The organism is Pseudoflavonifractor sp. An176, from assembly GCF_002160435.1.
Taxonomy (GTDB): Bacteria; Bacillota; Clostridia; order Oscillospirales; family Oscillospiraceae; genus Enterenecus; species Enterenecus faecium.
Map to the genome: position 1 here is coordinate 107,973 of NZ_NFKO01000005.1, position 22,034 is coordinate 130,006.

The 22,034-nt window shown below is 59.6% G+C and carries 18 protein-coding genes; 6 read left to right on the forward strand and 12 right to left on the reverse strand.

All coding sequences use genetic code 11. The annotated features are described in order from the left end of the window. Positions 1-182 precede the first annotated feature (182 nt). Positions 183-1,445 (forward strand): hemolysin family protein, encoded by a 1,263-nt coding sequence (locus B5F12_RS04645; protein WP_343286311.1) that lies wholly within the window; start codon positions 183-185, stop codon positions 1,443-1,445. 30 nt (positions 1,446-1,475) lie between these two features. Here B5F12_RS04645 and B5F12_RS04650 read toward each other — a convergent pair whose 3' ends face one another. Together B5F12_RS04650 and B5F12_RS04655 are read right to left on the reverse strand one after the other, a co-directional pair. Beyond that, positions 1,476-1,991, reverse strand: a complete 516-nt coding sequence (locus tag B5F12_RS04650) for a nucleoside recognition domain-containing protein (RefSeq protein WP_087231021.1) — start codon at positions 1,989-1,991, stop codon at positions 1,476-1,478. 6 nt (positions 1,992-1,997) lie between these two features. Continuing rightward, positions 1,998-2,576, reverse strand: a complete 579-nt coding sequence (locus B5F12_RS04655; protein WP_087231024.1) for a nucleoside recognition domain-containing protein — start codon at positions 2,574-2,576, stop codon at positions 1,998-2,000. A gap of 188 nt (positions 2,577-2,764) precedes the next feature. On the opposite strand from B5F12_RS04655, the gene B5F12_RS04660 reads away from it, so the two are divergent. After that, positions 2,765-3,007 carry an AbrB/MazE/SpoVT family DNA-binding domain-containing protein gene (locus B5F12_RS04660; RefSeq protein WP_087231027.1) on the forward strand — a complete coding sequence of 81 codons (243 nt, stop codon included), beginning with the start codon at positions 2,765-2,767 and terminating at the stop codon, positions 3,005-3,007. A 109-nt stretch (positions 3,008-3,116) separates the two neighbouring features. On the opposite strand, the gene rsmI is transcribed toward B5F12_RS04660, so the two are convergent. From rsmI to recG, 4 genes are read right to left on the reverse strand one after another with little or no spacing between them, the layout of a single operon-like run. Continuing rightward, the gene (gene rsmI / locus B5F12_RS04665; RefSeq protein WP_087231030.1) at positions 3,117-3,947 is read right to left on the reverse strand and encodes a 16S rRNA (cytidine(1402)-2'-O)-methyltransferase; all 831 of its coding nucleotides are present in this window, start codon (positions 3,945-3,947) and stop codon (positions 3,117-3,119) included. Positions 3,948-3,960: 13 nt separating this feature from the next. Further along, on the reverse strand, positions 3,961-6,138 hold the full coding sequence (locus B5F12_RS04670) for a Tex family protein (protein WP_087231033.1): 2,178 nt from the start codon (positions 6,136-6,138) through the stop codon (positions 3,961-3,963). 15 nt (positions 6,139-6,153) lie between these two features. Continuing rightward, a complete protein-coding gene (locus B5F12_RS04675; RefSeq protein ID WP_087231036.1) occupies positions 6,154-6,540 on the reverse strand; it encodes a C-GCAxxG-C-C family protein in 387 nt (128 codons plus the stop codon). 26 nt (positions 6,541-6,566) lie between these two features. Then, the gene (gene recG / locus B5F12_RS04680; RefSeq protein ID WP_087231039.1) at positions 6,567-8,657 is read right to left on the reverse strand and encodes an ATP-dependent DNA helicase RecG; all 2,091 of its coding nucleotides are present in this window, start codon (positions 8,655-8,657) and stop codon (positions 6,567-6,569) included. 275 nt (positions 8,658-8,932) lie between these two features. Between recG and B5F12_RS04685 the strand changes: the two genes are divergently transcribed. Further along, on the forward strand, positions 8,933-12,370 hold the full coding sequence (locus tag B5F12_RS04685; protein ID WP_087231042.1) for a pyruvate carboxylase: 3,438 nt from the start codon (positions 8,933-8,935) through the stop codon (positions 12,368-12,370). A 346-nt stretch (positions 12,371-12,716) separates the two neighbouring features. Continuing rightward, positions 12,717-13,415, forward strand: a complete 699-nt coding sequence (locus B5F12_RS04690; protein WP_087231045.1) for a M23 family metallopeptidase — start codon at positions 12,717-12,719, stop codon at positions 13,413-13,415. Between the two features lie 46 nt (positions 13,416-13,461). Here B5F12_RS04690 and B5F12_RS04695 read toward each other — a convergent pair whose 3' ends face one another. The 6 genes from B5F12_RS04695 to B5F12_RS04720 all read right to left on the reverse strand — a co-directional run bounded on the left by B5F12_RS04695 (position 13,462) and on the right by B5F12_RS04720 (position 19,797). Next, positions 13,462-15,606 carry a stage V sporulation T C-terminal domain-containing protein gene (locus B5F12_RS04695; protein ID WP_087231048.1) on the reverse strand — a complete coding sequence of 715 codons (2,145 nt, stop codon included), beginning with the start codon at positions 15,604-15,606 and terminating at the stop codon, positions 13,462-13,464. 21 nt (positions 15,607-15,627) lie between these two features. Then, positions 15,628-16,095 carry a hypothetical protein gene (locus B5F12_RS04700; protein WP_087231053.1) on the reverse strand — a complete coding sequence of 156 codons (468 nt, stop codon included), beginning with the start codon at positions 16,093-16,095 and terminating at the stop codon, positions 15,628-15,630. A gap of 398 nt (positions 16,096-16,493) precedes the next feature. Then, the gene (locus tag B5F12_RS04705; RefSeq protein WP_087253389.1) at positions 16,494-16,835 is read right to left on the reverse strand and encodes a hypothetical protein; all 342 of its coding nucleotides are present in this window, start codon (positions 16,833-16,835) and stop codon (positions 16,494-16,496) included. Positions 16,836-16,944: 109 nt separating this feature from the next. Further along, positions 16,945-17,424 carry a hypothetical protein gene (locus B5F12_RS12155; protein WP_242954894.1) on the reverse strand — a complete coding sequence of 160 codons (480 nt, stop codon included), beginning with the start codon at positions 17,422-17,424 and terminating at the stop codon, positions 16,945-16,947. Positions 17,425-18,171: 747 nt separating this feature from the next. After that, positions 18,172-18,489 carry a plasmid mobilization relaxosome protein MobC gene (gene mobC, locus B5F12_RS04715; RefSeq protein WP_087231062.1) on the reverse strand — a complete coding sequence of 106 codons (318 nt, stop codon included), beginning with the start codon at positions 18,487-18,489 and terminating at the stop codon, positions 18,172-18,174. Next, positions 18,490-19,797, reverse strand: a complete 1,308-nt coding sequence (locus B5F12_RS04720) for an AAA family ATPase (RefSeq protein ID WP_087231065.1) — start codon at positions 19,795-19,797, stop codon at positions 18,490-18,492. 153 nt (positions 19,798-19,950) lie between these two features. Here B5F12_RS04720 and B5F12_RS04725 point away from each other — a divergent pair, with 153 nt between their 5' ends. Both B5F12_RS04725 and B5F12_RS04730 read left to right on the forward strand, forming a co-directional pair. Further along, positions 19,951-21,075, forward strand: coding sequence for a DUF6076 domain-containing protein (locus B5F12_RS04725; protein WP_143482333.1), 1,125 nt, complete (start codon positions 19,951-19,953; stop codon positions 21,073-21,075). Then, positions 21,072-21,911 (forward strand): sigma-70 family RNA polymerase sigma factor, encoded by an 840-nt coding sequence (locus B5F12_RS04730; protein ID WP_087231071.1) that lies wholly within the window; start codon positions 21,072-21,074, stop codon positions 21,909-21,911. The genes B5F12_RS04725 and B5F12_RS04730 overlap by 4 nt, the downstream gene beginning before the upstream one ends. The last annotated feature ends 123 nt before the right edge of the window (positions 21,912-22,034 follow it).

Genomic DNA, 22,034 nt, shown 5'->3' on the forward strand with positions numbered 1-22,034 from the left:
CATCCATCCTCTTGTGCCATGCCGTGTTCCTCTCACGGCATGGCACAAATTTTTCTCCGCTCTTCCCTGGTCTCGCCTTTCCTTTACACGACTTTTTCTTGCATATTGTCCAGGGATGTGGTATATTTGGTGACAATACCCAAGCACATAAGAAAGAGAATAAATGGAGGAGTGATGATTCCGTGTTGGGTGATGACAGTATAGTTCTGCTAATCGTATTGATTTGTATGGTGGTGATGAGTGCGTATTTCTCCGCCACCGAAACGGCTTTTACCTCCCTCAACCGCATCCGGCTGAAAAGTCGGGCGGACAACGGAGATGCCCGGGCCGCCCGTGTGCTGGCTCTGGCCGACAAATACGATCAGCTCCTGTCCACCATCCTGATTGGCAATAACATTGTCAACAATGTGGCCACGACCCTGTCCGCCGTGCTCTTTATCGACCTGCTGGGCAAGACCAGCGGCCCCGCCGTATCCACGGTGGTGCTCACCATTGTGATTTTGATTTTTGGTGAGGTCTCCCCCAAGAGTCTGGCCAAAGAGTCCCCTGAGAGTTTCGCCCTGTTCTCCGCCCCCATCCTGCGGTTTTTCATGGTGATTCTCACCCCCGCCACCTTCTTCTTTTCCCTGTGGAAGAAGCTGCTGTCCAAGATCTTCCACACCAAGGAGGACGTGGGCATTACCAACGAGGAACTGGTGACCATGGTCACCGAGGCGGAGGACCAGGGCGGTCTGGACGCCGAGGAGAGCCAGCTCATCTGTTCCGCCATTCGCTTTGACGATCTGGAGGCCTCGGACATTCTCACCCCCCGGGTGGATATCGTGGCCCTGGAGGACACCGCTACCATGGAGGAGGCCACCGCCCTGTTTGCCCAGGAGGGATACTCCCGGATGCCGGTGTACCATGAGTCCCTGGACAACGTGGTGGGCGTCATCCACCAGAAGGACCTGTTTGCCGCCCGCTACCACGGGCGCACCCAGCTGGCCCCCCTCATTCACCCGGTGCTCCATGTGACCACCGGCACCAAAATTGACGACCTGATGCGCCAGTTCCAGCGCACCAAGACCCACATGGCCATTGTGGTGGACGAGTACGGCGGCACCGAGGGCCTGCTCACCATGGAGGACGTGGTGGAGGAACTGGTTGGCGACATCTGGGACGAGCACGACGAGGTGGTGGAGCAGTTCCGCCCCCAGCCGGACGGCGGCTACCTCATTGCCTGCTCGGCCAACCTGGACGACATGTACGACCTGTTCTCGGTGACTGGCTCCTGTGACGCCGCTACCGTCTCCGGCTGGGTGCTGGAGCAGATGGGCCGCATCCCCGACGTGGGCGACCACTTCGTGTGGCAGGACCTGGACGTCACCGTCACCAGTGTGGAGCACCACCGGGTGCTGGAGATTCTGGTGAAGAAACTCCCCAAAGAAACCGAAGAAGAAGCATAAAAAAGAACGGGCTACCAAGCCCGTTCTTTTTTATATCCCAAACAGCCATCTTACTGCCCAGCTGGCGGCCAGAAACCCCGCCACATCCCCGCACAGGGCCGCCGGAATGGCGTAGCGGGTGCGGCTGATCTTTGCCGCCCCAAAGTACACCGCCACCGTGTAGAAGGTGGTCTCGGTGGAGCCCAACATCACCGCCGCTGTGCGCCCCACCAGGGAGTCGGGACCGTAGGTCTCTATGAGCTCCGCCCCCAGCCCCAGAGCCGCTGAGCCGCTGATGGGCCGCACCACCAGCAGCCCCACCGTCTCCGGCGGGATGCCCACCAGGCCCAGAACAGGCGCAATGAGCCCCTCCAGCAACTCCAGGGCCCCAGAGGCCCGCAGCATGTACACCCCGCACAGCAGCCCCACCAGGGAGGGCACCATGCGCACCGCCGTCTGGAGCCCCTGGGCGCCTCCCTCCACCAGGGTGGACCACACGTCCACCTGGCAAGCAATGCCCCACACCATGACCCCCAGCATGATGACAGGCACCACCATGGACATCATGTCCTCTCACTCCCTCCACATACGGGCCATCACCTTGGCCGCCACAATGCCCACCGTCACCGACACCGCCGAGGCCAGCCACACCGCAGGCAGAATGTCAAAGGCCGCCCCACTCCCCGCCGCCTGGCGGATGCTGGCCACCGTGGCGGGGATCAGCTGGATGGAGGCGGTGTTGCACACCACCAGCATACACAGGCTGTCACTGGCCACGCCTCCCGCCCCCTGGGCCATGAGCTGGGCCGCCCGGATGCCCAAGGGTGTGGAGGCGTTGCCCAGCCCCAACAGGTTGGCCGCCACGTTGGCGCTCACCGCCCCCATCACCTGCGCATCATCCCGGTGCTGGGGGTAGAGCCGGGAGAGAATGGGGTGGAGACACCGGGACAGCCCGCCCACCAGGCCGCTCTTCTCCATCACCCGCATCACACCCATCCACAGGCACATCACCCCCGCCATGGCCAGGCTCAGCTCCACCCCGGCATTGGCCCCCTCCAGGGCCGCCCCGGCCACCGCATCCATACGCCCGGTGGCTGCACCGCATAAAATGGACGCTCCCACCATCACAACCCAGATCCAAGACATCGCCATGGTCCATTCTCCCTCCTTCTTCCCCCATGTTTATGCCCCCTTTTCCCTCTCCATACGCCTTCGACAAATTTCTTGGAAAAATATTATAGTTCTATTAATTTTATACTTTTGCGATTGACAAGATTATACCCTGTGTTATAATGAAGGAGGTTTGTGAAAGTGTACATTTTGTAAGGAGGACTTCACATATGAAATCGACTGGAATTGTTCGCAAGGTAGACGAGTTAGGCCGCATCGTGTTGCCCATTGAGCTCCGCCGCACCCTGGACATTGCAGAACGTGACGCCCTGGAAATCTACGTAGATGGTGGCTCTATCGTGCTAAAGAAGTACGAGCCCGCCTGCATTTTCTGCGGAGAGTCTTCCGAAATTACCACCTTCAAGGGCAAGAACATCTGCGCATCCTGCCTGCGGGAACTGGAAGGAAAGTAACTACTTTTTCGAGCAAAAAGTCCGGTGGAAACTATTTCCACCGGACTTTTTTGTCATTTTATGTCTAAATTCTCCAGAAAATAAAGACGTCTTTTTATACTATTCGTAATCACTTTCCCAGGCTCATATCGTACAATTGACGCTTCTTGATTCCAAATTCTTCCCCGGCTTTGGCGCAGGCCTCTTTGAGAGACAGGCCCTCGCCTCGCAGCTGGGCCACCCGCTCCAGGGCTGCCTGGGGGTCTGCCTCTTGGGCCGGAGCCTCGGGGGCTCCCTCCACCACCAGCACATACTCCCCCCGGGGCGGGCGGGTGGCGCAGTCAGCCAGGGCCTGGCCCACGGTGGTGCGCACCACCTCTTCGTGGAGCTTGGTCAGCTCCCGGCACAGGGCAATGCGCCGCTCTTCCCCGAACACCGCCACAAAGTCCTCCAGGGTGTCCTCCAGCTTATGGGGGGCCTCATAGAACACCATGGTCCGCTGCTCCCCCTTCAAGCTATCCAGGTGGGAGCGGCGGTTTTTCTTGTTCTGGGGCAGAAAGCCCTCAAAGGTAAACCGGGCGGTGGGCAGCCCGGAGACGGACAGAGCGCAGATGAGGGCGCAGGGGCCGGGCACCGCCTCCACCGGGATGTCGTGCTGGGCACACAGGGCCACCAGGTCCTCTCCGGGGTCGGAGATGGCGGGGGTGCCCGCATCGGTGACCAGGGCGCAGCTCTCCCCGGCCAGCAGACGATCCACAATGGCGGGCCCCGCTGTGGAACAATTGTGGCGGTGGTAGCTGACCATGGGCTTTTTCAGCCCCAGGTGGTTGAGCAGCTTCACCGTCACCCGGGTGTCCTCGGCGGCCAGAAAGTCCGCCCCTGCCATGGTGTCCGCCATACGCCGGGAGATGTCCCCCAGATTGCCGATGGGAGTGGGAACCAGATACAATTTACCGCTCATAGCCTGTCTCTCCTCACTTTCCCGGCGTGGCCGCCGCCGCTCCCTTCATGGTCAGGGAGATTCTCTTTTTCTTCTCGTCCACCTCTTTGACCCACACCGTCACCACGTCACCCACAGACAGGACCTGAGAGGGGTGCTTGATGAAGCGGTCGCAGATCTGGCTGATGTGCACCAGGCCGTCCTGGTGGACGCCAATGTCCACAAAGGCCCCGAAGTCGATGACGTTGCGCACGGTGCCCTTGAGCTCCATGCCCGGCTTCAGGTCCTTGATCTCCAGCACATCGGTGCGCAGCACCGGGGCGGGCAGCTCGTCTCGGGGGTCTCGGCCCGGCTTCATCAGCTCGCTGGCCACATCCAGCAGGGTGGGCACACCCACGCCGCAAGCCTGGGCTGCCTGTTCCACTCCGTAGGCCTTCACCTGGTCCATCAAATCCTGGAGGGTGCCCGCCTTCACCTGCTCCATGGTGTAACCGCACAGCTCCAGCAGCTTCTGGGCGGCGGCGTAGCTCTCGGGGTGGACGGCGGTGTTGTCCAGGGGGGAGTTGCTCTCCGGCACCCGCAAAAATCCGGCGCACTGCTCAAAGGCCTTGGGGCCCAGCTTTGGCACCTTCAAAATCTGTTTGCGGGTGGTGAAGGGGCCGTTCTCCTCCCGGTACTTGACCATGTTCTTGGCGGTGGTCTGGGTCAGACCCGCCACCCGGGCCAGCAGCGGAGCCGAGGCAGTGTTCACATCCACGCCAACGGCGTTGACGCAGTCCTCCACCACCCCGTCCAGGGCCTCACCCAGACGGGCCTGGGGCATGTCGTGCTGATACTGGCCCACGCCGATGCTCTTGGGGTCGATCTTCACCAGCTCGGCCAGGGGGTCCTGGAGGCGGCGGGCGATGGACACCGCCGAGCGCAGGTTCACGTCAAAGTCGGGGAACTCCTCGGCGGCCAGCTTGGAGGCAGAGTACACCGAAGCCCCCGCCTCGTTGACCATCATATAGGTGACCCCGCAGTTGAGCTTCCCGATCATCTCCACCGCCATCTGCTCGGTCTCCCGGCTGGCGGTGCCGTTGCCAATGGCGATGTGCTGCACGTGGTGCTTCTTCACCAGGGCGGAGAGCTTGGCAATGGCCTCCTGCTTGCCCCGCTCCCCGTGGGTGGGATAGACCACGGTGGTGTCCAGCACCTTGCCCGTGGGGTCGATGACTGCCACCTTGCACCCCATGCGGTAGCCGGGGTCCAGGCCCATGGTCACATGGCCCTTCACCGGGGGCTGCATCAGCAGGGGCTTGAGGTTTAGCGCAAACTGGCCGATGGCCCCCTCCGAGGCCTTCTCGGTGAGGTCGCTGCGCACCTCCCGCTCCAGAGATGGAGCAATGAGGCGGCGGTAGGCGTCCTCTGCGGCGGCCTTCGCAAAGGCCATGGCGGGGGTGCCGGGGCGCACCACCTGGCGGCGCACCGCCACCAGGGCCTCCTCCTCATCCATGTCCACGGACACCCTCAAGATGTCCTCCCGCTCCCCTCGGTTGATGGCCAGCACCTGGTGGCCCATCACCTTGCTGACGGGGGCGGAGAACTCATAATAGAGGCGGTAGACGGTGTCTTCCGGCTCCTTGGCGGCGGCTTTGGACACCAGCATGGCCTTTTTGCCGTAGAGGGTGCGCAGGGTCTTGCGGATGTCCGCATCGTCGGAAATCCACTCCGCCACGATGTCAGACGCCCCTTGCAGGGCTGCGGCCACGTCCTCCACCCCCAGGTCGGGATTGATAAAGTCCTGGGCCAGGGTCTCCGGATCAGGACAATCCCGCTTCTGGTCATAGAGGGTCTGGGCCAGAGGCTCCAGCCCCTTCTCCTTGGCCATGGTGGCACGGGTGCGCCGCTTCTGCTGGTAGGGTCGGTACAAGTCCTCCACCTCTGCCAAGGTCTGGGCGGCGTCGATGGCCTGGGCCAGCTCGTCGGTGAGCTTGCCCTGGTTTTCAATGGCGGTTTTCACCTCCTGGCGCCGCTTGTCCAGCCCCCGCAGGTATTGCAGACGATCGGCCAGCTGGCGGATGAGCTGGTCATCCATGCCGCCGTGCATCTCCTTGCGGTACCGGGCGATGAAGGGGACAGTGTTCCCCTCGTCCAGAAGGTTGATGACGTTTTCCACATGCTTGGCCGGGACGGAAAACTCCTGGGCCAGGCGTTGAATGATGGCTTCCACTTGTGTCTCGCTCCTTTACTCCAAGCCGCTCTCCCGGCTGACCCAGTCCATACACCAGGCCACCATCCGGTCACAGTGGCATTTTCTCTCCTCGCCCCGCTCCATCGCAGCTTTCAGCAGCTGGGCACACTCCACATGTCCATGGGCCGCTCGGAACTCCCGCAGCAGCTCCACCCGCTTCTCCTGGGGCATCCCCAGGCCGCCCATGGCCACAAAGGCCCCGGAGATGGCGCCGCACACGGCGCCGCAGCCCATGCCAGCCCCGAAATTCAGGGTCAGGGCGTTGGCCTGCTCCGGAGTCAGCCCCATGTCCCCGGCAAAGGGGATGAGCACCGCCTGGGCGCAGTTGTAGTGCACCTGGGGGTGTGCCCGCAGGGCCTTGCTATGTTCTTTTCTCGTCATGGTTTGTACGCTCCATTTCGGATGAATTAATGAAAAATTTCCGGGTTGTCCCGGAACATGTGCTCCACTCTCCGGCGCAGGGGCTGGTGCTCCGGCCTGGAGAGCTCTCCATCCCCCTCCACCAGGGTCTGGGCGGCCTGGCGGGCCTGATTCAAAAGCTCCAGGTCGGAGGCGAAGTCCGCCACCTTCAGCTGGGGCAGGCCGTGCTGCCGCTGGCCGAAGAAGTCGCCGGGGCCCCGCAGCCGCAGGTCCTCCTGGGCAATCTGGAAGCCGTCGGTGGTCTGAGTGAGCACTCGCAGCCGCTGGCGGGCGGTGTCACTGCGGCTGGCAGTGACCAGCACGCAGAAGCTCTCGTGCTTACCTCGCCCCACCCGGCCCCGGAGCTGGTGGAGCTGGGAGAGGCCGAAGCGGTCGGCGTTCTCCACAATCATCAAGGTGGCGTTGGGCACGTCCACCCCCACCTCAATGACGGTGGTGGACACCAGTATCTGCACCTCTCCCGAGGCAAAGGCGGACATGATGGCCTCTTTCTCCTTGGCCTTCATCTTGCCGTGGACAAAGCCCACGGTCAAATCGGGGAACACCTGCTCTTGCAAATGCTTGGCGTAGGTGGTCACCGCCTTCAAATCCATGGCGGGGGAAAGGGCCTCTCCCCCCTCCTCCCCCTGGGACTCCTCCACGGCGGGGCACACCAGATACACCTGCCTGCCCTGCCCCACCTGGGTACGGACAAAGCCGTACATCCGCTGTCGTTTGTCCTCCCCCACCACATAGGTGGCCACAGGAGTGCGGCCCGGGGGCAGCTCGTCAATGATGGATACCTCCATATCCCCGTAGATCATCAGGGCCAGGGTGCGGGGAATGGGGGTGGCGGACATCACCAGCACATGGGGCGGAATTTCTCCCCCCTTGGCCGCCAGGGCCCCACGCTGGGCCACGCCGAAGCGGTGCTGCTCGTCGGCAATGACCAGGCCCAGCTTGTGGTAGGTCACGGGCTGGGAGAAGAGGGCGTGGGTGCCCACCAGCACCTGAATGTCACCCCGCTCCAGCTCCTGGAGCAGCTTTTTCCGTGCCGCTCCCTTCACCGATCCGGTGAGCAGGGCCACTTTCACCCCCACCGGCTCCAAGATGGAGGACAGGGTGCGGCAGTGCTGCTCGGCCAGTAGCTCGGTGGGAGCCATGAGGGCGCACTGCAGCCCGCTGAGGGCGGCACACCACGCCCCGTAGGCGGCCACCGCCGTCTTACCGGAGCCCACGTCTCCCTGTACCAGGCGGTTCATGCTCCGCCCCGAGGTGACGTCGTGGAAGATGTCTTCCATGGCCCGGGTCTGGGCCCCGGTGGGGGTGAAGGGGAGCAGGGCGCAGAACTGCTCCGGGGTGTGTTGACCCAGCACCAGCCCCTCCCCCTGTTGCCGCCGTCCTTTCAGCATGGCTAGGCCGCAGGTGAGGGTCATGAGTTCCTCGAAGATGAGCCGCTTTCGGGCGCTGGCCAGCCCCTCGAAATTCTGGGGGAAGTGGACATTGGCCAGGGCAAACTCCTGCTGGCACAGGCCGTACTCCCGCCGCACCCAGGTGGGGAGCACCTCCTCCACCGTGGGGGCCACCTGGTCCACCGCCAGCTGGGCCAAGCTCACCATCAGGGCGTTGTGGATGCCCGCCGTCAGGGGGTAGACCGGGACGATGCGCCCGGTGTAGCGCTCCTCCCCCTCCTTTTCAAAGAGGGGGTTGACCATGGCGATGCCTCGACCCTGTCGCTCCACGCGCCCATAAAAAATATACTGGTCCCCGGGAGAAAAGGCCCGGCGGAGGTAGCTCTGGTGAAAAAAAGTCAGGTGCAGTGTCCCGGTCTCATCCACGCACCGCACCTTTACCAGCTCCACGCCGCTCCTCGCCCGGGACAGCTGGGGGTCCTGGGCCACCATGGCCTTCACGCAGCAGGTCATCCCTTCGGGAGCCTCCCGCACGGTGTACAGCTTCCTGCGGTCCTCATACCGCAGCGGGAAGTGCCACAGCACATCGCCCAGCCGCTCCAGGCCCAGCTTGGCCAGCTTGCCGCTGCGCACCGGGCCCACGCCGGACAGAGCGGACAGGGCCACATTGACCTCCTTGTTTCCCACCTTCACCACCTCCTGGGCTACACCTGCCGCTTGCGCGGCATATGGGATACATTGTATCACACTTCCCCCCGGATGAACACCCCCAACTCCCGGCCATTTGTCCGCAGGACGTGGACTCTTGTGTGTTTACCACAACTTCTTTGCCGAGATAAAGCATTTCATGTCAGAAATGCCAAGTTTATTTTTTCACATAGGTTCTCCGTTGCAAAAGGGAAAAACAACCTCTATAATGTACCTTATCATCCAATATGTTTCAAGGATAAGGAGGTAGGACAGTGGCACAACAATTCTCCAAGGTGCTCGCCGCCAACCGGGGCGAGATCGCCATCCGCATCTTCCGCGCCTGTCACGACTTAGGGCTGCACACGGTGGCCATGTACTCCAACGAGGATACCAATTCCATGTTCCGCATCAAGGCCGATGAGGCCTATCTCATTGGGGAGAACCAGTCCCCCTTAGGGGCCTATCTGGACATCCCCGCCATCATCGACCTGGCCAAGCGCCGGGGCGTCACCGCCATCCACCCCGGCTACGGCTTTTTGTCGGAAAACGCCGACTTTGCCCGGGCCTGTGAGGCAAACGGCATCAAGTTCATCGGCCCGCCCTCCCAGGTGCTGGCCAAGATGGGCGACAAGCTGGCGGCGAAGGCCACCGCCATCGCCTGCAACGTACCCATCATTCCCGGCTCCACCCAGCCCTTGAAGGACGCCGACGAGGCGGTGGAGAAGGCCCTGAGCTACGGCTTCCCCATCATCCTCAAGGCCGCCGCCGGTGGCGGCGGGCGTGGTATGCGCCGCTGCGACAGCGAGGAGGACGTGCGCCGGGAGTTTGAGCTGGTGAAAAACGAGGCTCGAAAGGCCTTCGGCAACGAGGACATCTTCATCGAAAAGTTCCTGGTGGAGCCCAAGCACATTGAGGTTCAGATTCTGGCCGACGAGCACGGCAACGTGGTGCACCTGGGGGAACGGGACTGCTCCCTCCAGCGCCGTTATCAGAAGGTGGTGGAGTACGCCCCCGCCTGGTCGGTGCCCCAGGCCACTGTGGAGGCCCTGCGGGCGGACGCCGTCAAGATCGCCAAACACGTGGGCTACGTCAACGCCGGCACCGTGGAGTTCCTGGTGGACGGCAAGACCGGCCAGCACTACTTCATTGAGATGAATCCCCGCATCCAGGTGGAGCACACCGTCACCGAGATGGTCACCGGCGTGGACCTGGTTCGGGCTCAGATTCTCATTGCCGAGGGGCATCCCCTCTCCCACCCCGCCATTGGTTTGGCCCGCCAGGAGGACTTGCGCATCTACGGCTACTCCATCCAGTGCCGGGTCACCACCGAGGACCCCTCCAACAACTTCGCCCCCGACACCGGCAAAATCTCCGCCTACCGCTCCAGCGGCGGCTTCGGGGTTCGTCTGGACGGCGGCAATGCCGCGGCCGGGGCGGTGGTCTCCCCCTACTACGACTCTCTGCTGGTGAAGGTCACCACTTGGGACAACACCTTTGAGGGCGCCTGCCGCCGGGCCACCCGTGCGGTGAATGAGGAGCATGTGCGTGGGGTCAAGACCAACATCCCCTTCGTCACCAACATTCTCAACCACCCTGCTTTCCTGGCCGGGGCCTGTCACACCAAGTTCATTGACGACACCCCCGAGCTGTTTGAAATTGAAAACAGCCGGGACCGGGCCACCAAGGTCTTGAAGTACATCGCCCAGATCCAGGTGGACAACCCGGATACCGAGCGCAAGCAGTACCACAAGCCCCGCTTCCCCACCCCCACCGGAAAGCCCTTGAACGGCCTCAAGGCGCTGCTGGACGAGAAGGGCCCCGAGGCGGTGAAGGAGTGGGTGCTGAACCAGAAGAAGCTGCTCATCACCGACACCACCATGCGGGACGCCCACCAGTCCCTGCTGTCCACCCGGATGCGTACCCGTGACATGCTCCATGGGGCGGACGGCACCGCGGAAATTCTCCAGGACTGCTTCTCCCTGGAGATGTGGGGCGGGGCCACCTTCGACACCGCCTACCGCTTCCTCCATGAGTCCCCCTGGGACCGCCTGGAGCAGCTGCGGGAGAAGATTCCCAACATCCCCTTCCAGATGCTGCTGCGGGGCTCCAACATGGTGGGCTACGCCAACTTCCCCGACAACCTGGTGCGGGAGTTTGTGCGGGAGGCCGCCCGGGAGGGCATTGATATCTTCCGGGTCTTCGACTCTCTCAACTGGATTCCCGGCATGGAGGTAGCCATGGAGGAGGTCCTGCGCCAGAACAAGGTGCTGGAGGCCACCATGTGCTACACCGGGGACATTCTGGACCCCAAGCGGGACAAGTATACCTTAAAATACTATGTGGATATGGCCAAGGAGCTGGAGCGCCGGGGCGCCCACACCCTGTGCATCAAGGACATGTCCGGTCTGCTCAAGCCCTACGCCGCCAAGAAGCTGATCTCCACCCTCAAGCAGGAGGTGGGCCTTCCCATCCACCTGCACACCCACGACACCACCGGAAATCAGGTGGCCACCTACCTGATGGCTGCCGAGGCCGGGGTGGACATTGTGGACTGCGCCACCGCCTCCCTGTCCAGTCTCACCAGCCAGCCCTCCCTGTCCGCTGTGGTGGCGGCTCTGGAGGGCCAGGAGCGGGACACCGGGCTGGACCTGCGGGAGATTCAGCGGCTGGACAACTACTGGGCGGACGTGCGTCTGCGCTACGCCAGCTTTGACGAGGGCCTGAAGAGCCCCACCACCGACATCTACCGCTACGAGATTCCCGGCGGCCAGTACACCAACCTGTATCCCCAGGTGGTATCTTTAGGGTTAGGCTCCCGGTTTGACGAGGTCAAGGAGATGTACAAGACCGTCAACGACATGCTGGGCGACCTGGTGAAGGTGACCCCCTCCTCCAAGATGGTGGGAGACCTGGCCATCTTCATGGTGCAAAACGACCTGACCCCGGACAACATCATTGAGCGGGGCAAGAGCCTGTCCTTCCCCGACTCGGTGGTCAGCTACTTCAAGGGCATGATGGGCCAGCCCGCCTGGGGCTTCCAGCCGGAGGGCCTCCAGGAAGTGGTGCTCAAGGGCGAGAAGCCCATCACCTGCCGCCCCGGCCAGCTGCTGCCCCCCGTGGACCTGGAGGCCGTGCGGGGGGAGATGACCCGGTTTATGGAGCCCGAGCACATCACCACCCGGGGCATCCTGTCCTACTGCCTGTTCCCCAAGGTGTACGAGGACTACCGCCGCCACCGCCAAGAGTACGGCTACATCACCCGCATGAGCAGCCATGTGTTCTTCAACGGCATGGCCATCGGTGAGACCAACAAGATCAACATTGAGGACGGCAAGACCCTGGTCATCAAGTACTTAGGCTTGGGCGACCAGAACGACGACGGCACCCGCACCGTCAACTTCGAGCTCAACGGCACCCGCCGCGAGGTGGCTGTGCCGGACAAGCGGGCGGAAGTGAAGGGCAAAGTCGTGGTCATGGCAGACCCCGCCGACAAGAGCCAGGTGGGCTCCTCCATCCCCGGCATGGTGGCCAAGGTGGCCGTGAAGCCCGGCGACATTGTGGAGGAAAACCAGGTGCTGGCCGTCATCGAGGCCATGAAGATGGAGACCTCTGTGGTGGCCCGCATGGCTGGCGTGGTGGACCAGGTGCTCATCTCCGACGGCACCAGCGTCAAGGCCGGCGAGCTGCTGATGACCATCAAAGTCAAATAATATATTTCTCGAAAATGCCAGCATTTTCTCGAGGGGATGCAGCCCGCTGCATGCATAATTGGGTCAAAGGGCGACCCAATTCCACACTGGCGGGCTGAGATGTGTATTTTCCCATGCGCATGTCCTGGGAAAATACGTGATTTCAATTTATTTTCCCGCCTGCGGGCGGGAAAACTCTGCCGAGGGCTTGTGTTCCTACAAAATCATCTGAACCGCTTATACAGATGTTGGCTTTTTGCCCGCCTATATGGAGGAGATTCCCCTGTCTGGAATCTCCTCCATCATTTTTCCATTCTCCGGTATAGGTCCCTCACCTCCTGTCCAAAATAGCCGTGGAGGTGTTATTATGAACCAGAAACCGAATTTATGGCAGCGAGCCGTGGAATTTGTCACGGGGAAAGGATTCTATCTTGCCGTGCTGGTGTGCGTGATGGTCATTGGCCTGTCCGCCTACTTCATGATTCAGAGCGTGCGCAGCAACCTGTCCAAAACGGCCGATCACCAGGCATCCAGCACCGCATCCATCACCGTCACTCCGGCCCCCAGGGCCACGGCCACGCCTCGCCCCACGCCGAAGCCCACGCCCACACCCGCTCCCACCCCTCAGCCTACCCCTGAGGCCACCGCCCAACCCACCAGCGCCTACTCCTGGCCCGTGAGCGGGACGGTGCTCTCCTCCTTCTCGGTGGAGGCCCTGTCCTACAACGAGACCATGGGGGACTGGCGGACCCACGACGGCATTGACATCGCCTCTTCCCTGGGCACCCGGGTCCAGGCCACCGCCAAGGGCGTGGTCAGCGCCGTATATGAAGACGATGTGATGGGCGTCACCGTGGTGGTGGACCACGGCAACGAGCTGTTCAGCGTCTACTCCAACCTGGAGGAAAATCCCCCGGTGGCGGTGGGAGACACCGTGGCCTCGGACACCGTGGTGGGCAAAGTGGGAGAGACCTCTGTGGCAGAGAGCGGCAAACAGCCCCACCTGCACTTTGCCATGTATCAGGGGGACGCCCCCATCAACCCCGAGGACTATTTGGGACAATAAACCGATAGGGATGCACGGTGAATCACGCGTGCATCCCTATTTTTTCTTAGCTCTCCATATGTCGGCCCAGAAAAGCCGCTGCAATCTGGGCGGTCTTCTGCTCCGTCTCCCCCACCGGAACGTCCCCGTGGAGCAGCAGCACGCTGCCCAGCACGTCCCCGTGGCTGATGATGGGGTACACCGCCTCCACCTGGTAGCGGCCGTCCCCCTCGGTGAGGGTGAGGCCCCCGCCGCTGCTGCGGTAGGGCTTTCGCTCCTCCATCACCTGGCCCAGCTCCGAGGACACGCCCCGCTCCACCAGCTCCTTCCGGGGCGCACCCCCGGCGGCGATGCAGCAGTCCCGGTCGGTGACCACCACCGGAACACTGGTAACCCGGTACATGGTCTCGCACAGCTCTCCGGCCAGCTCCGCCATGTCCTCCAGCTGGGAGTACTTGCGGAAGATGACGCTGCCCTCCCGATCGGTATAGATCTCCAGGGGGTCACCATCACTGACAACATTGGCATGGAACACCTTGTCCAGGTGCTTGTTAGACTCCTGAACGATGGTGACCGATGAGATATGCCCCATGCCCTCATTAAAATTTACGGCGCCCTCCAGGGTCCCTGAGCGGAGTATGGCGTCCACGTCCGATTGCAGCTGGATCTCCAAGTGGTCCTCATAGACCTTGATCTGCCGGATGATCAGCTCCAGGTCGTTGCGCTCCAAGGTGTCCTTGCTCAGAACGTCGTGAAAGACCTCCATGGCGGTGCGAGCGGCTCGGTTGACCTGGATGATGGTGTTGCGCTTATCAGACAGCATTTCAATCTGGTGGCTGATGCCCTCAATTCGCTTTTGCAGATCTGCCTCCAGTTCATCATAGGTTTGCTCCAGCAACTCCTCCTGTTCCGGGTGCTTCATCAAGTCCCGGATGCGCTGGCGTTTGGTGACCTTCAGCTCTTCCTGGAGATCCACCAGAACCTCGGCCAGGTGGTCGGCGCTCTGCTCCGTCTCCGCCACATCCTCCTGCTCCCGGGCCAAGTCCTCATTGAGTCGCTGGAGCATCTCAGAGGAGTGATCCATCACCTGTCGGACATAACTTTTCAGAAGCTCATCCAGCTTGTCCACCCGGATGTGGTGGGACGTACATCCCGACCGCCCCCGGCGGTGGTAGGTGCCACAGGTGTAGGCGTTTTTCAAATCCTTCCGGCTCATGGCAAACATGGGGCTGCCGCAGTCTCCGCACACCAGGAACCCGGAGTACACGTTGTCGTACTTTTTCACCCCCCGGTAGTTGGAGGTGGTACGCATTTCCCGCAGGGCCCGGGTGGTGGCGAAGGTGCGGTAGTCGATGATAGCCTGGTGGTGGTTCTCAATGACAATATGCTCCCCCTCATCCTGGCGCACATCCTTGCCGTTGATTTTCTTGCGGGTATACTTTCCCTGGCGCAGAGTGCCAATATAGAAGTCGTTATCCAGAATGCCCTGCACCGTCACCAGCGCCCAGTCACGCTTCACCGTCCGGCGATACTCCTCCCCGGCCGCCTCCTTCCGGGCCTGCTCCGCCATGCGAGGGGTGGGAATCCCTTGGTCGGTGAGGTAGTTGGCGATCTTCTTATACCCCCACCCCTCCTCGTTGTAGAGACGGAAGATGGTACGCACCACGTCTGCCTCGGTGGGAACCACCTCAAAGGCCTGCTGTTTGTTGACAATGTAGCCATAAGGAGCGGCACAGATCCATTTCCCGTCCGCCTGCCGCCGTTTGATGACGTTCTTCACCTTTTTGCTGGTGTCGGTGACGGGCATTTCGTTGATAAGGAATTGGAACTGGATTTTCAGCCAGTCGTCGTCGTTGGGAAAGTCGATGCCGTCTCCGATGGAGATGATCCGTGCCCCGGCATCCCGCAAGTCCTCCAGCTCCACCAGTCCCCGACTGTTGCGGCGGGAGAAGCGGGAGAAGTCCTTGACCACCAGAATGTCGTATTTGTGGCTCACCAGTCCCTTACGCATGGCCTGGTAGCCCTCCCGCTGCTCGAAGGTGTAGCCGGAGCGGTCCCGGTCCTCGTAGAAGGTGAGGGTGCTGCCCGGAAATTTCTGTTTTACAAAGTCCTGGATGATGGCCTTCTGGTTTTCGATGGACACGTTGTCCCGGTCCAGTTCCTCATCCACCGAGATACGGCAGTAGCCGGCAATGTCATAGGTTTCGGTCATGTGATACCTCACATCCTTCCATCAGTAGAATCTTGAGAAATCCGTTGCTATGTATTTCTTGAATTGCTCTTTGCAATATTCCTTCTTTTCTCCAGTTTCCTTGTCTATGCGGTTGCCATTGAACCAGATACTCCGTTTTCCTGCATTCTTGCCAGTCTTATTGGTGACACACTCTTTGAGGAATTCCTCAGAAGATAAAATCCACATCGTATTGTCCAGCCGCTCCGAGAAGAACACAAAGTAGAAGTTTGGCCTGAACTCATGGGTAATGGCCGAGAATAGTGCTGCATCCCCGTCTGTTACACTGCTGGAACGAGCTTTGATCTGAACCTCGATGAAGGTACCGTCGCTCTTTTTGATGACACAGTCCACTCCGTGGTCGTCTACCAGTGGTACATAACAATCCAGCCCTTCCATCAGCATTTTACCAATCAAATAGTATTCCATTCGTTTGCCGAAGCCTGCCGAATGTCGAAAGGCGATTCCCATTTGCTTCACCTCTTCCTATCTTAACTTTATATTGCTTGAACTCGCTATCCTACCCCAATGATTGCATCCAGCTTGTAGTGAGCCAATGTGCGGCGAATCCTTCGTCCGCCCTCCTCCTGAACTGTTTCCATTTTGGAAACGGTTGCACCATTACCTTTTGCGTCAGCCAGAAGGTCTCACATCGGAATATCACACTGACAAACTACTTTTGTCGCCGTTGTCGTAGAGCAAGATTTCCCCCTGCTGCATGGGTTCATGGTTCATGGCGTCCTCCTTTCGACAATATAGATAATCGTATTTTCCTTCATTGTAGATAACATTGTATCTTGATTTTTGAGAAATTGCAAGGGGAAAATAACTGAAGCGGGGGAGGCAGTTCGCACTGCCTCCCCCATGTCTCACTGAGTCATCACCGGTTCCATTTGCATTTGTATTTCCTTTTGCCTCTGCACCTCTTTCTCCGCTGACCGCCGACGGTTGTAGAGCAGAAGATCTCGGGTCTGCTCGTACAGGTTCTCCTCTCCCGACAGGAACACTGCCACCAGATACTTTTGCGCCTTGTACTGCTGGTAGATGGGTTTTAAGGATTCCCGGAACTCCGGGTCATTCTTTTCCTCTCGGGTCAGCCACAGCTCTACTACTTTACTTTTTTCACGTACGTTCATTTGCAATGGGCTATCATCTCCTATCCAACATTTTCCTCTGTTTGCCTGAAAAATATTCACATGGATGGTTCCCATGTGGGTTTATCCTCATGATCATCCGCCTTGTGTCCCAAGGCGATTTTCTTTTCCTGTTGTCTGCGCCAGATTTTTCGGTCGGTGTGGGAAGGCGTGGTGGTGGCATCCCTTACGGGAGCAGCAGACTGAGTTTGCTCCAGCCTCCGCCCCAGGCCAACCAGAGAAGCACCAACCCCGCCAAAATCATCAACAGCGTAGCCCAGGTCGGCCCATCCAGATGAGGCAGGTGTGGTCTGGGCAGGCGAATGGAGGGCAGAGAAAAACGCCGCTCTTTCTTTTTCCCAGCCTGTCGCAGCATCCTCCGCATTTGGGCCACATCCCCCGTCAGTGCCTCCATCTTCTCCTGGATGAGGTACCACCCCCTCCAGCTGGAAAGCTCCTGCAGAAGGGCTGTGTGGGCCGCTGTGCGCCGCTCCAGGTCTTCCAGCACATTTCTCTGTTCTATCTCCAGTCGATACAGGGCGCTGAGGATGGCCAGCATCTCCTCCCACTCCTCCTGAGTCGGATGGGACGGTTCTTTGGTCGGCGGCAGGGCGTTGCGTTGTTTCAACTCCTCCAGCGACAAGCGCTGCTCGGATTGCGAATTCATGTTCCATAACCTCCTTGGTGTACTTTTCTTCGTGGAGCCGGTCATCCCGGCACTTCAGACCCTGGGGCGTGGTGTAGGTAATGCTCTTCCGGCCATCCGTCCAACGCACCTGGTAGCCTTCGCTTTTCATCAGGGAGATGAACTCTTCCCGAGTGGCAGCATACCGCATACATTCATCAATGGTGTTCACAAGGCGAAATTTCCAACTGTCCCCCTTTGCTGCCGAACGATATTCCCGGCTGCTCATGCCCTTGCTCCTCTGCTCCTGCTGTCTGGGCAACACAGAAAGGCCATGTTCCTCACAGAGTGCATCGGACAGAGTGCGAAGATATTTCAATGTATTGGGCCCCTGGCGAAGCATCTTCCCCGACTGGTAACACACCGCATTGACAACGAAATGGGAATGGATGTGCTGGGCATCGGTGTGGGTGGCAATGAGCACCTCGCTGTCCGGCCAAGCCTGTCGAGCAAAATTTTGGGCCAACTGGTGCGCCTCTTTCCCAGTGACCGATTCCTGGGGATGGAAAGACTGGACGTAGTGGTAGAACCAGACCGGACTATCTTTGTGGTGCATATGTCGAGTGGCCATAAACTCTTGAGCCGCCAGCTGGGGCGTACAGTTTTGACCACTGACCAACCAGCCACCGTCCTCCTCTCTGGTTTTCTGTGCCTGAGACACATATCCCGCCACGCCATGCAGCGCCCCAGCGGACTGCTTTTGATACTTGATAAATGTGACCGTAGCCATCAGCGCTTCTCCTGTCCCGACAGCTCTTGCAGTTTCCAGTAGATTTGACTGAGGGCTTCCCAGGTGTCCACCAGATGTACTTCCTTGATTCGCCCCATGTTGGCCAGCACGGCCAGCTGGTTGATGCTGCGGCCAATGCCTTTGAGTTCATGAGTGATCTCTTTCAGGCCATCCACCACCACGACCTTGTGCCGCAGGGCCGCCCCACGCACATAGGCCCCCACAGACATTTGGGCCAATTCCGCCTTTGCCGCAATGCTGTCGTACTGTTCCTGTGTCAGTCTAAGCGTAATCCGTCGTTCTTTTTTCTCTTTCATTTAGACCTCCAGTTCAAAAGTGGGTGTGGGCTTCTGCCCACAATGCGCCGGTTTTCCGGCGCTGCCAAGTCCGACAAAGTCGGACGAAGGCTCTGCTTGCCCTCTCGTCGGAAGCGACTGCGCATCCATCGCTTCCGACAGAGGTCGAAAGCTCCCTCGCTCCGTGCTTCCTCCTCTCCCCAGCAAAACCGCTGCGCTGGGTTTTGCCGGGGACCCCATTTTGCGGTCTGATTCCCCGTCCCCGGCCCTCGTCTCACCATCGTTCACTGACAGCGTAACGGCAGCAGGGTCGATAGGGTCGATGTCCGAGACACCCTCTGCATCGGCACTTTCGGCACGATGCAGCTCCACAATCCGTTTCCCGTTGCTGCGGCGAACCACCGCCGTAATCCCCCTTTCCCCTAGAGCGTCAAGGCTTTGCAGGATCATCCGGGACACCTTTTTCGGTGTGATCCCTGCTGCCCCCTCAGGGTCAATCTGTTTGGAGAGCTCCGTGGGAGTGCCGATAAATGTTTTCTGTCTCCCCATCAGTTCAGAGAGAAGACACACGATCCGTCCCTCTCCCAGTGAGAGCTGTTCCCGGCTGTCCAAAACCAGTTCCCACACGTTTTCTCCATTCCGTTGCAGCTCAAGTTCCCGGTATTCAATGTCTCGCCCGATGCAGGTGAGCTTTGCTCTGGCAGTGCCCCGCCGCTCCTCCACCAGCGTGAAGCTGGAGTCCACGGCTCCGCTGATGGCTGTGGTGCCAGAGATTCGGCAGAACACATCCGCCGCCTTTTCTTTGCGCAGATGGTGAATCAGCAGAATGGCAATGCCGTGCCGATCTGCCATTCGTTTCAATACCGACAGGTCCCGGTAGTCGTTGGCGTAGGTGGCATCGTGGACTGGGCGAATCATTTGCAGGGTGTCCACAATCACCAGCACCGTGTCGGGATACTGAGCCAAGAAGTGTTCCACTTGCTCCTCCAGCCCCTGCCCGATGGGGGCGCATTCCGTACAGAAGTGGACACTGTCCGGTGCGTCCTCAGTGATCTCAAAGAGGCGATTCTGGATGCGGAGGACGGAGTCTTCCAGGCAGAGATACAGGGTGGTGCCCTGCTTGCTAGCCATGTTCCAGACCAGTTCTCCTTTGGCCACCGTCACCGCCAACCACAGGGCCAACCAGGACTTGCCCACCTTGGGAGAGCCTGCCAGGATGTGCAGCCCCTGGGACAGCAGCGTGTCCACCACAAAGTTGGGCGGACGCAGGGGCTGGCTCATCAGTGCAGCTCCGTCCACGGTGCGTAGTTTTGGAATTGGTTCATTCATAGTCAACACCTCCGAACATAAAATGAGCGCCCACTTGACGTGAGCGCTTTGATGAAAGGGATTGTCCTTTCACTTGATTATTCTGGTTGTTTTGATAAAATGAGAGTATCGCAAGACACCACAAAAAAGGATATAGGACAGTGGGGTGAGACTATGCCAATGGGAATCCAGCAGACCAACAATCTCTTACACCTGACCCTGGATATCTGGCAGGATCAAGTCTTTTTCAACGAGATCGCTTATCCAGCCGGACACTTTGCCGCCGACCTGTTAAACGTCAGCCCAGAGATGTTGCAGGAATTACTCACTCTGGGCGGCACCATCAGCCACCAGGTGGAAGCGCTGGCCTTTGCGGAGCCTTCTCGGTTTGTCCATCTGTTGCAGGAAACTCGTCCCACCCTGGAACCACTCCTGGACATCCTGTGGCGTTGTCCACCCTACTGCTTCCTGGACAAGGCGCAGGAGCTTCATGCCGTAGACGTGTTGTTTTCGCCAGCCTCTCACAACGATTTGCTGCACCCGGCCTCCCCTGTCCGGCAATTCTTCTTCCGCTACCTCACTGCCGCATTCAGCATCCCCCTGGGCATCTACCACTTTTCTGTGGCAGGTCTATATTTCGAGGTCGAGTACCTGCGCAGGCTCAAGAAACGCAACGAGACCTTCTTTGCCACCGCCGCCCGCGACTGTTTCAACAGTGAGGACTTCTGGGCCATGATGCATAAGCTCTCCTATGCAGAAATCGAGCCCTTCACCATCTCCCCCACTATATCCTCCACTTATACCTTTGCCCGCAATCCCAAACACGAAACAGACACGGTGTTTGTCCAGCGGATAGAATTCCCCACCCTCATTCACTTTTACATCTTCGATCTTTTGAACGGGTTACACCACGGCCATGCCCCCAGCCAGTGCCAGAACTGTGGGCATTATTTTCTCACCACCAACGCCCACGTTCCCAAGTACTGCGACGGCATAGCTCCCCAGGACAGCCGCATGACCTGCAGGCAGTACGGAGCTATGATGCACCAGAAGGAGCAAAACAAACACCACCCCATTTACAGTCTGTTCAATACCCGCACCGGCACCATCCGCAAACATCACCAGCGGCGCAAAATTTCGGACGAACTGCGGCAAGAGGCACTCCATTTGGCAGCAGTCTGCCGGGACAAGGCCCTTATGGACAACGACTACGCCGCCCACGGGTACGCACAGAACATGGAGTTGGAGGCACTCTATGCCCAGGCCCAACGCCGTTTGGAACGAGGGAAACAGTCATGAAGATGTACGATTGTTCCACCCCATCTTGCAGCAACGAAGAGCTTGCCCGCCTAATCCAAGAGGGCGACCCTCAGGCGGCTTCTCAATTACTCTCCCAGAACGAGGGATACCTCACGAAACTGGCCACCACGTATGCCAAGCAGCTTTCCCAACCCTCCCTGATGGAGGATTTGAAACAGGAGGGTGCGCTGGCTCTTCTGGAGGCGGCACAGCGGTTTGACCCGTCCAGGGGGACCAAACTTCTGACCTATGCTACCTCTGCCATAGAGACCGCCATGCAGGACTTTGCCGCACAAAGCTCCTGCCCCCTGTCTTTCCCAGCAGAGCGTTATCAGCAATTGCGCCAGGTGGCTTTTCTCTGTGCTGCCCATGAACAGGAAACCGAAGACGAGCTTCTCGCTGCAATCCAGAAAAAGCTATCGGTCTCTGCCCTGGTGGCCAAACGGATGCTGGAGGAATACCGCACCTTTTTCCACACGGAATCCTTGGGCGACCGTGTCTTTGATGTAAGCTATGGCGGTGATCCCGCCAAGGCCTATGACCGATTTATGCGCCGGACGCTACTTCTCCAGCGCATGGAGGAAGTACTGAATCCCCGGGAGTTAAATCTGGTGCGCAACTATCTGGGCCTGGATCAGGCGGACGGACGGGGCATGACCTTTCAGGAGTTGGCCATTCGCTTGAACTACAACGGCCCCAGCGGTGCAGAGAAGGCCTATAAAAGTGCCATCCGCAAATTAAAACAGCAGCTCAATGGCGGTGCCTATGGGCAGTGGATTGCTATGCAGAAAGTCATTCGGAAGGCAGTGCGGGAAGTTTGTGTTAACCCCAGATAGACCGATAGGAGGCAAAGGTTGAAACATTGTAATGTAAGTACCATTTCGAAAAAGGGCGTAAAAACCCAAGCCCCCTAAAAGCGGGCAAAAACTGAACTTATGCTTAAAATCTAAACAGTAAGT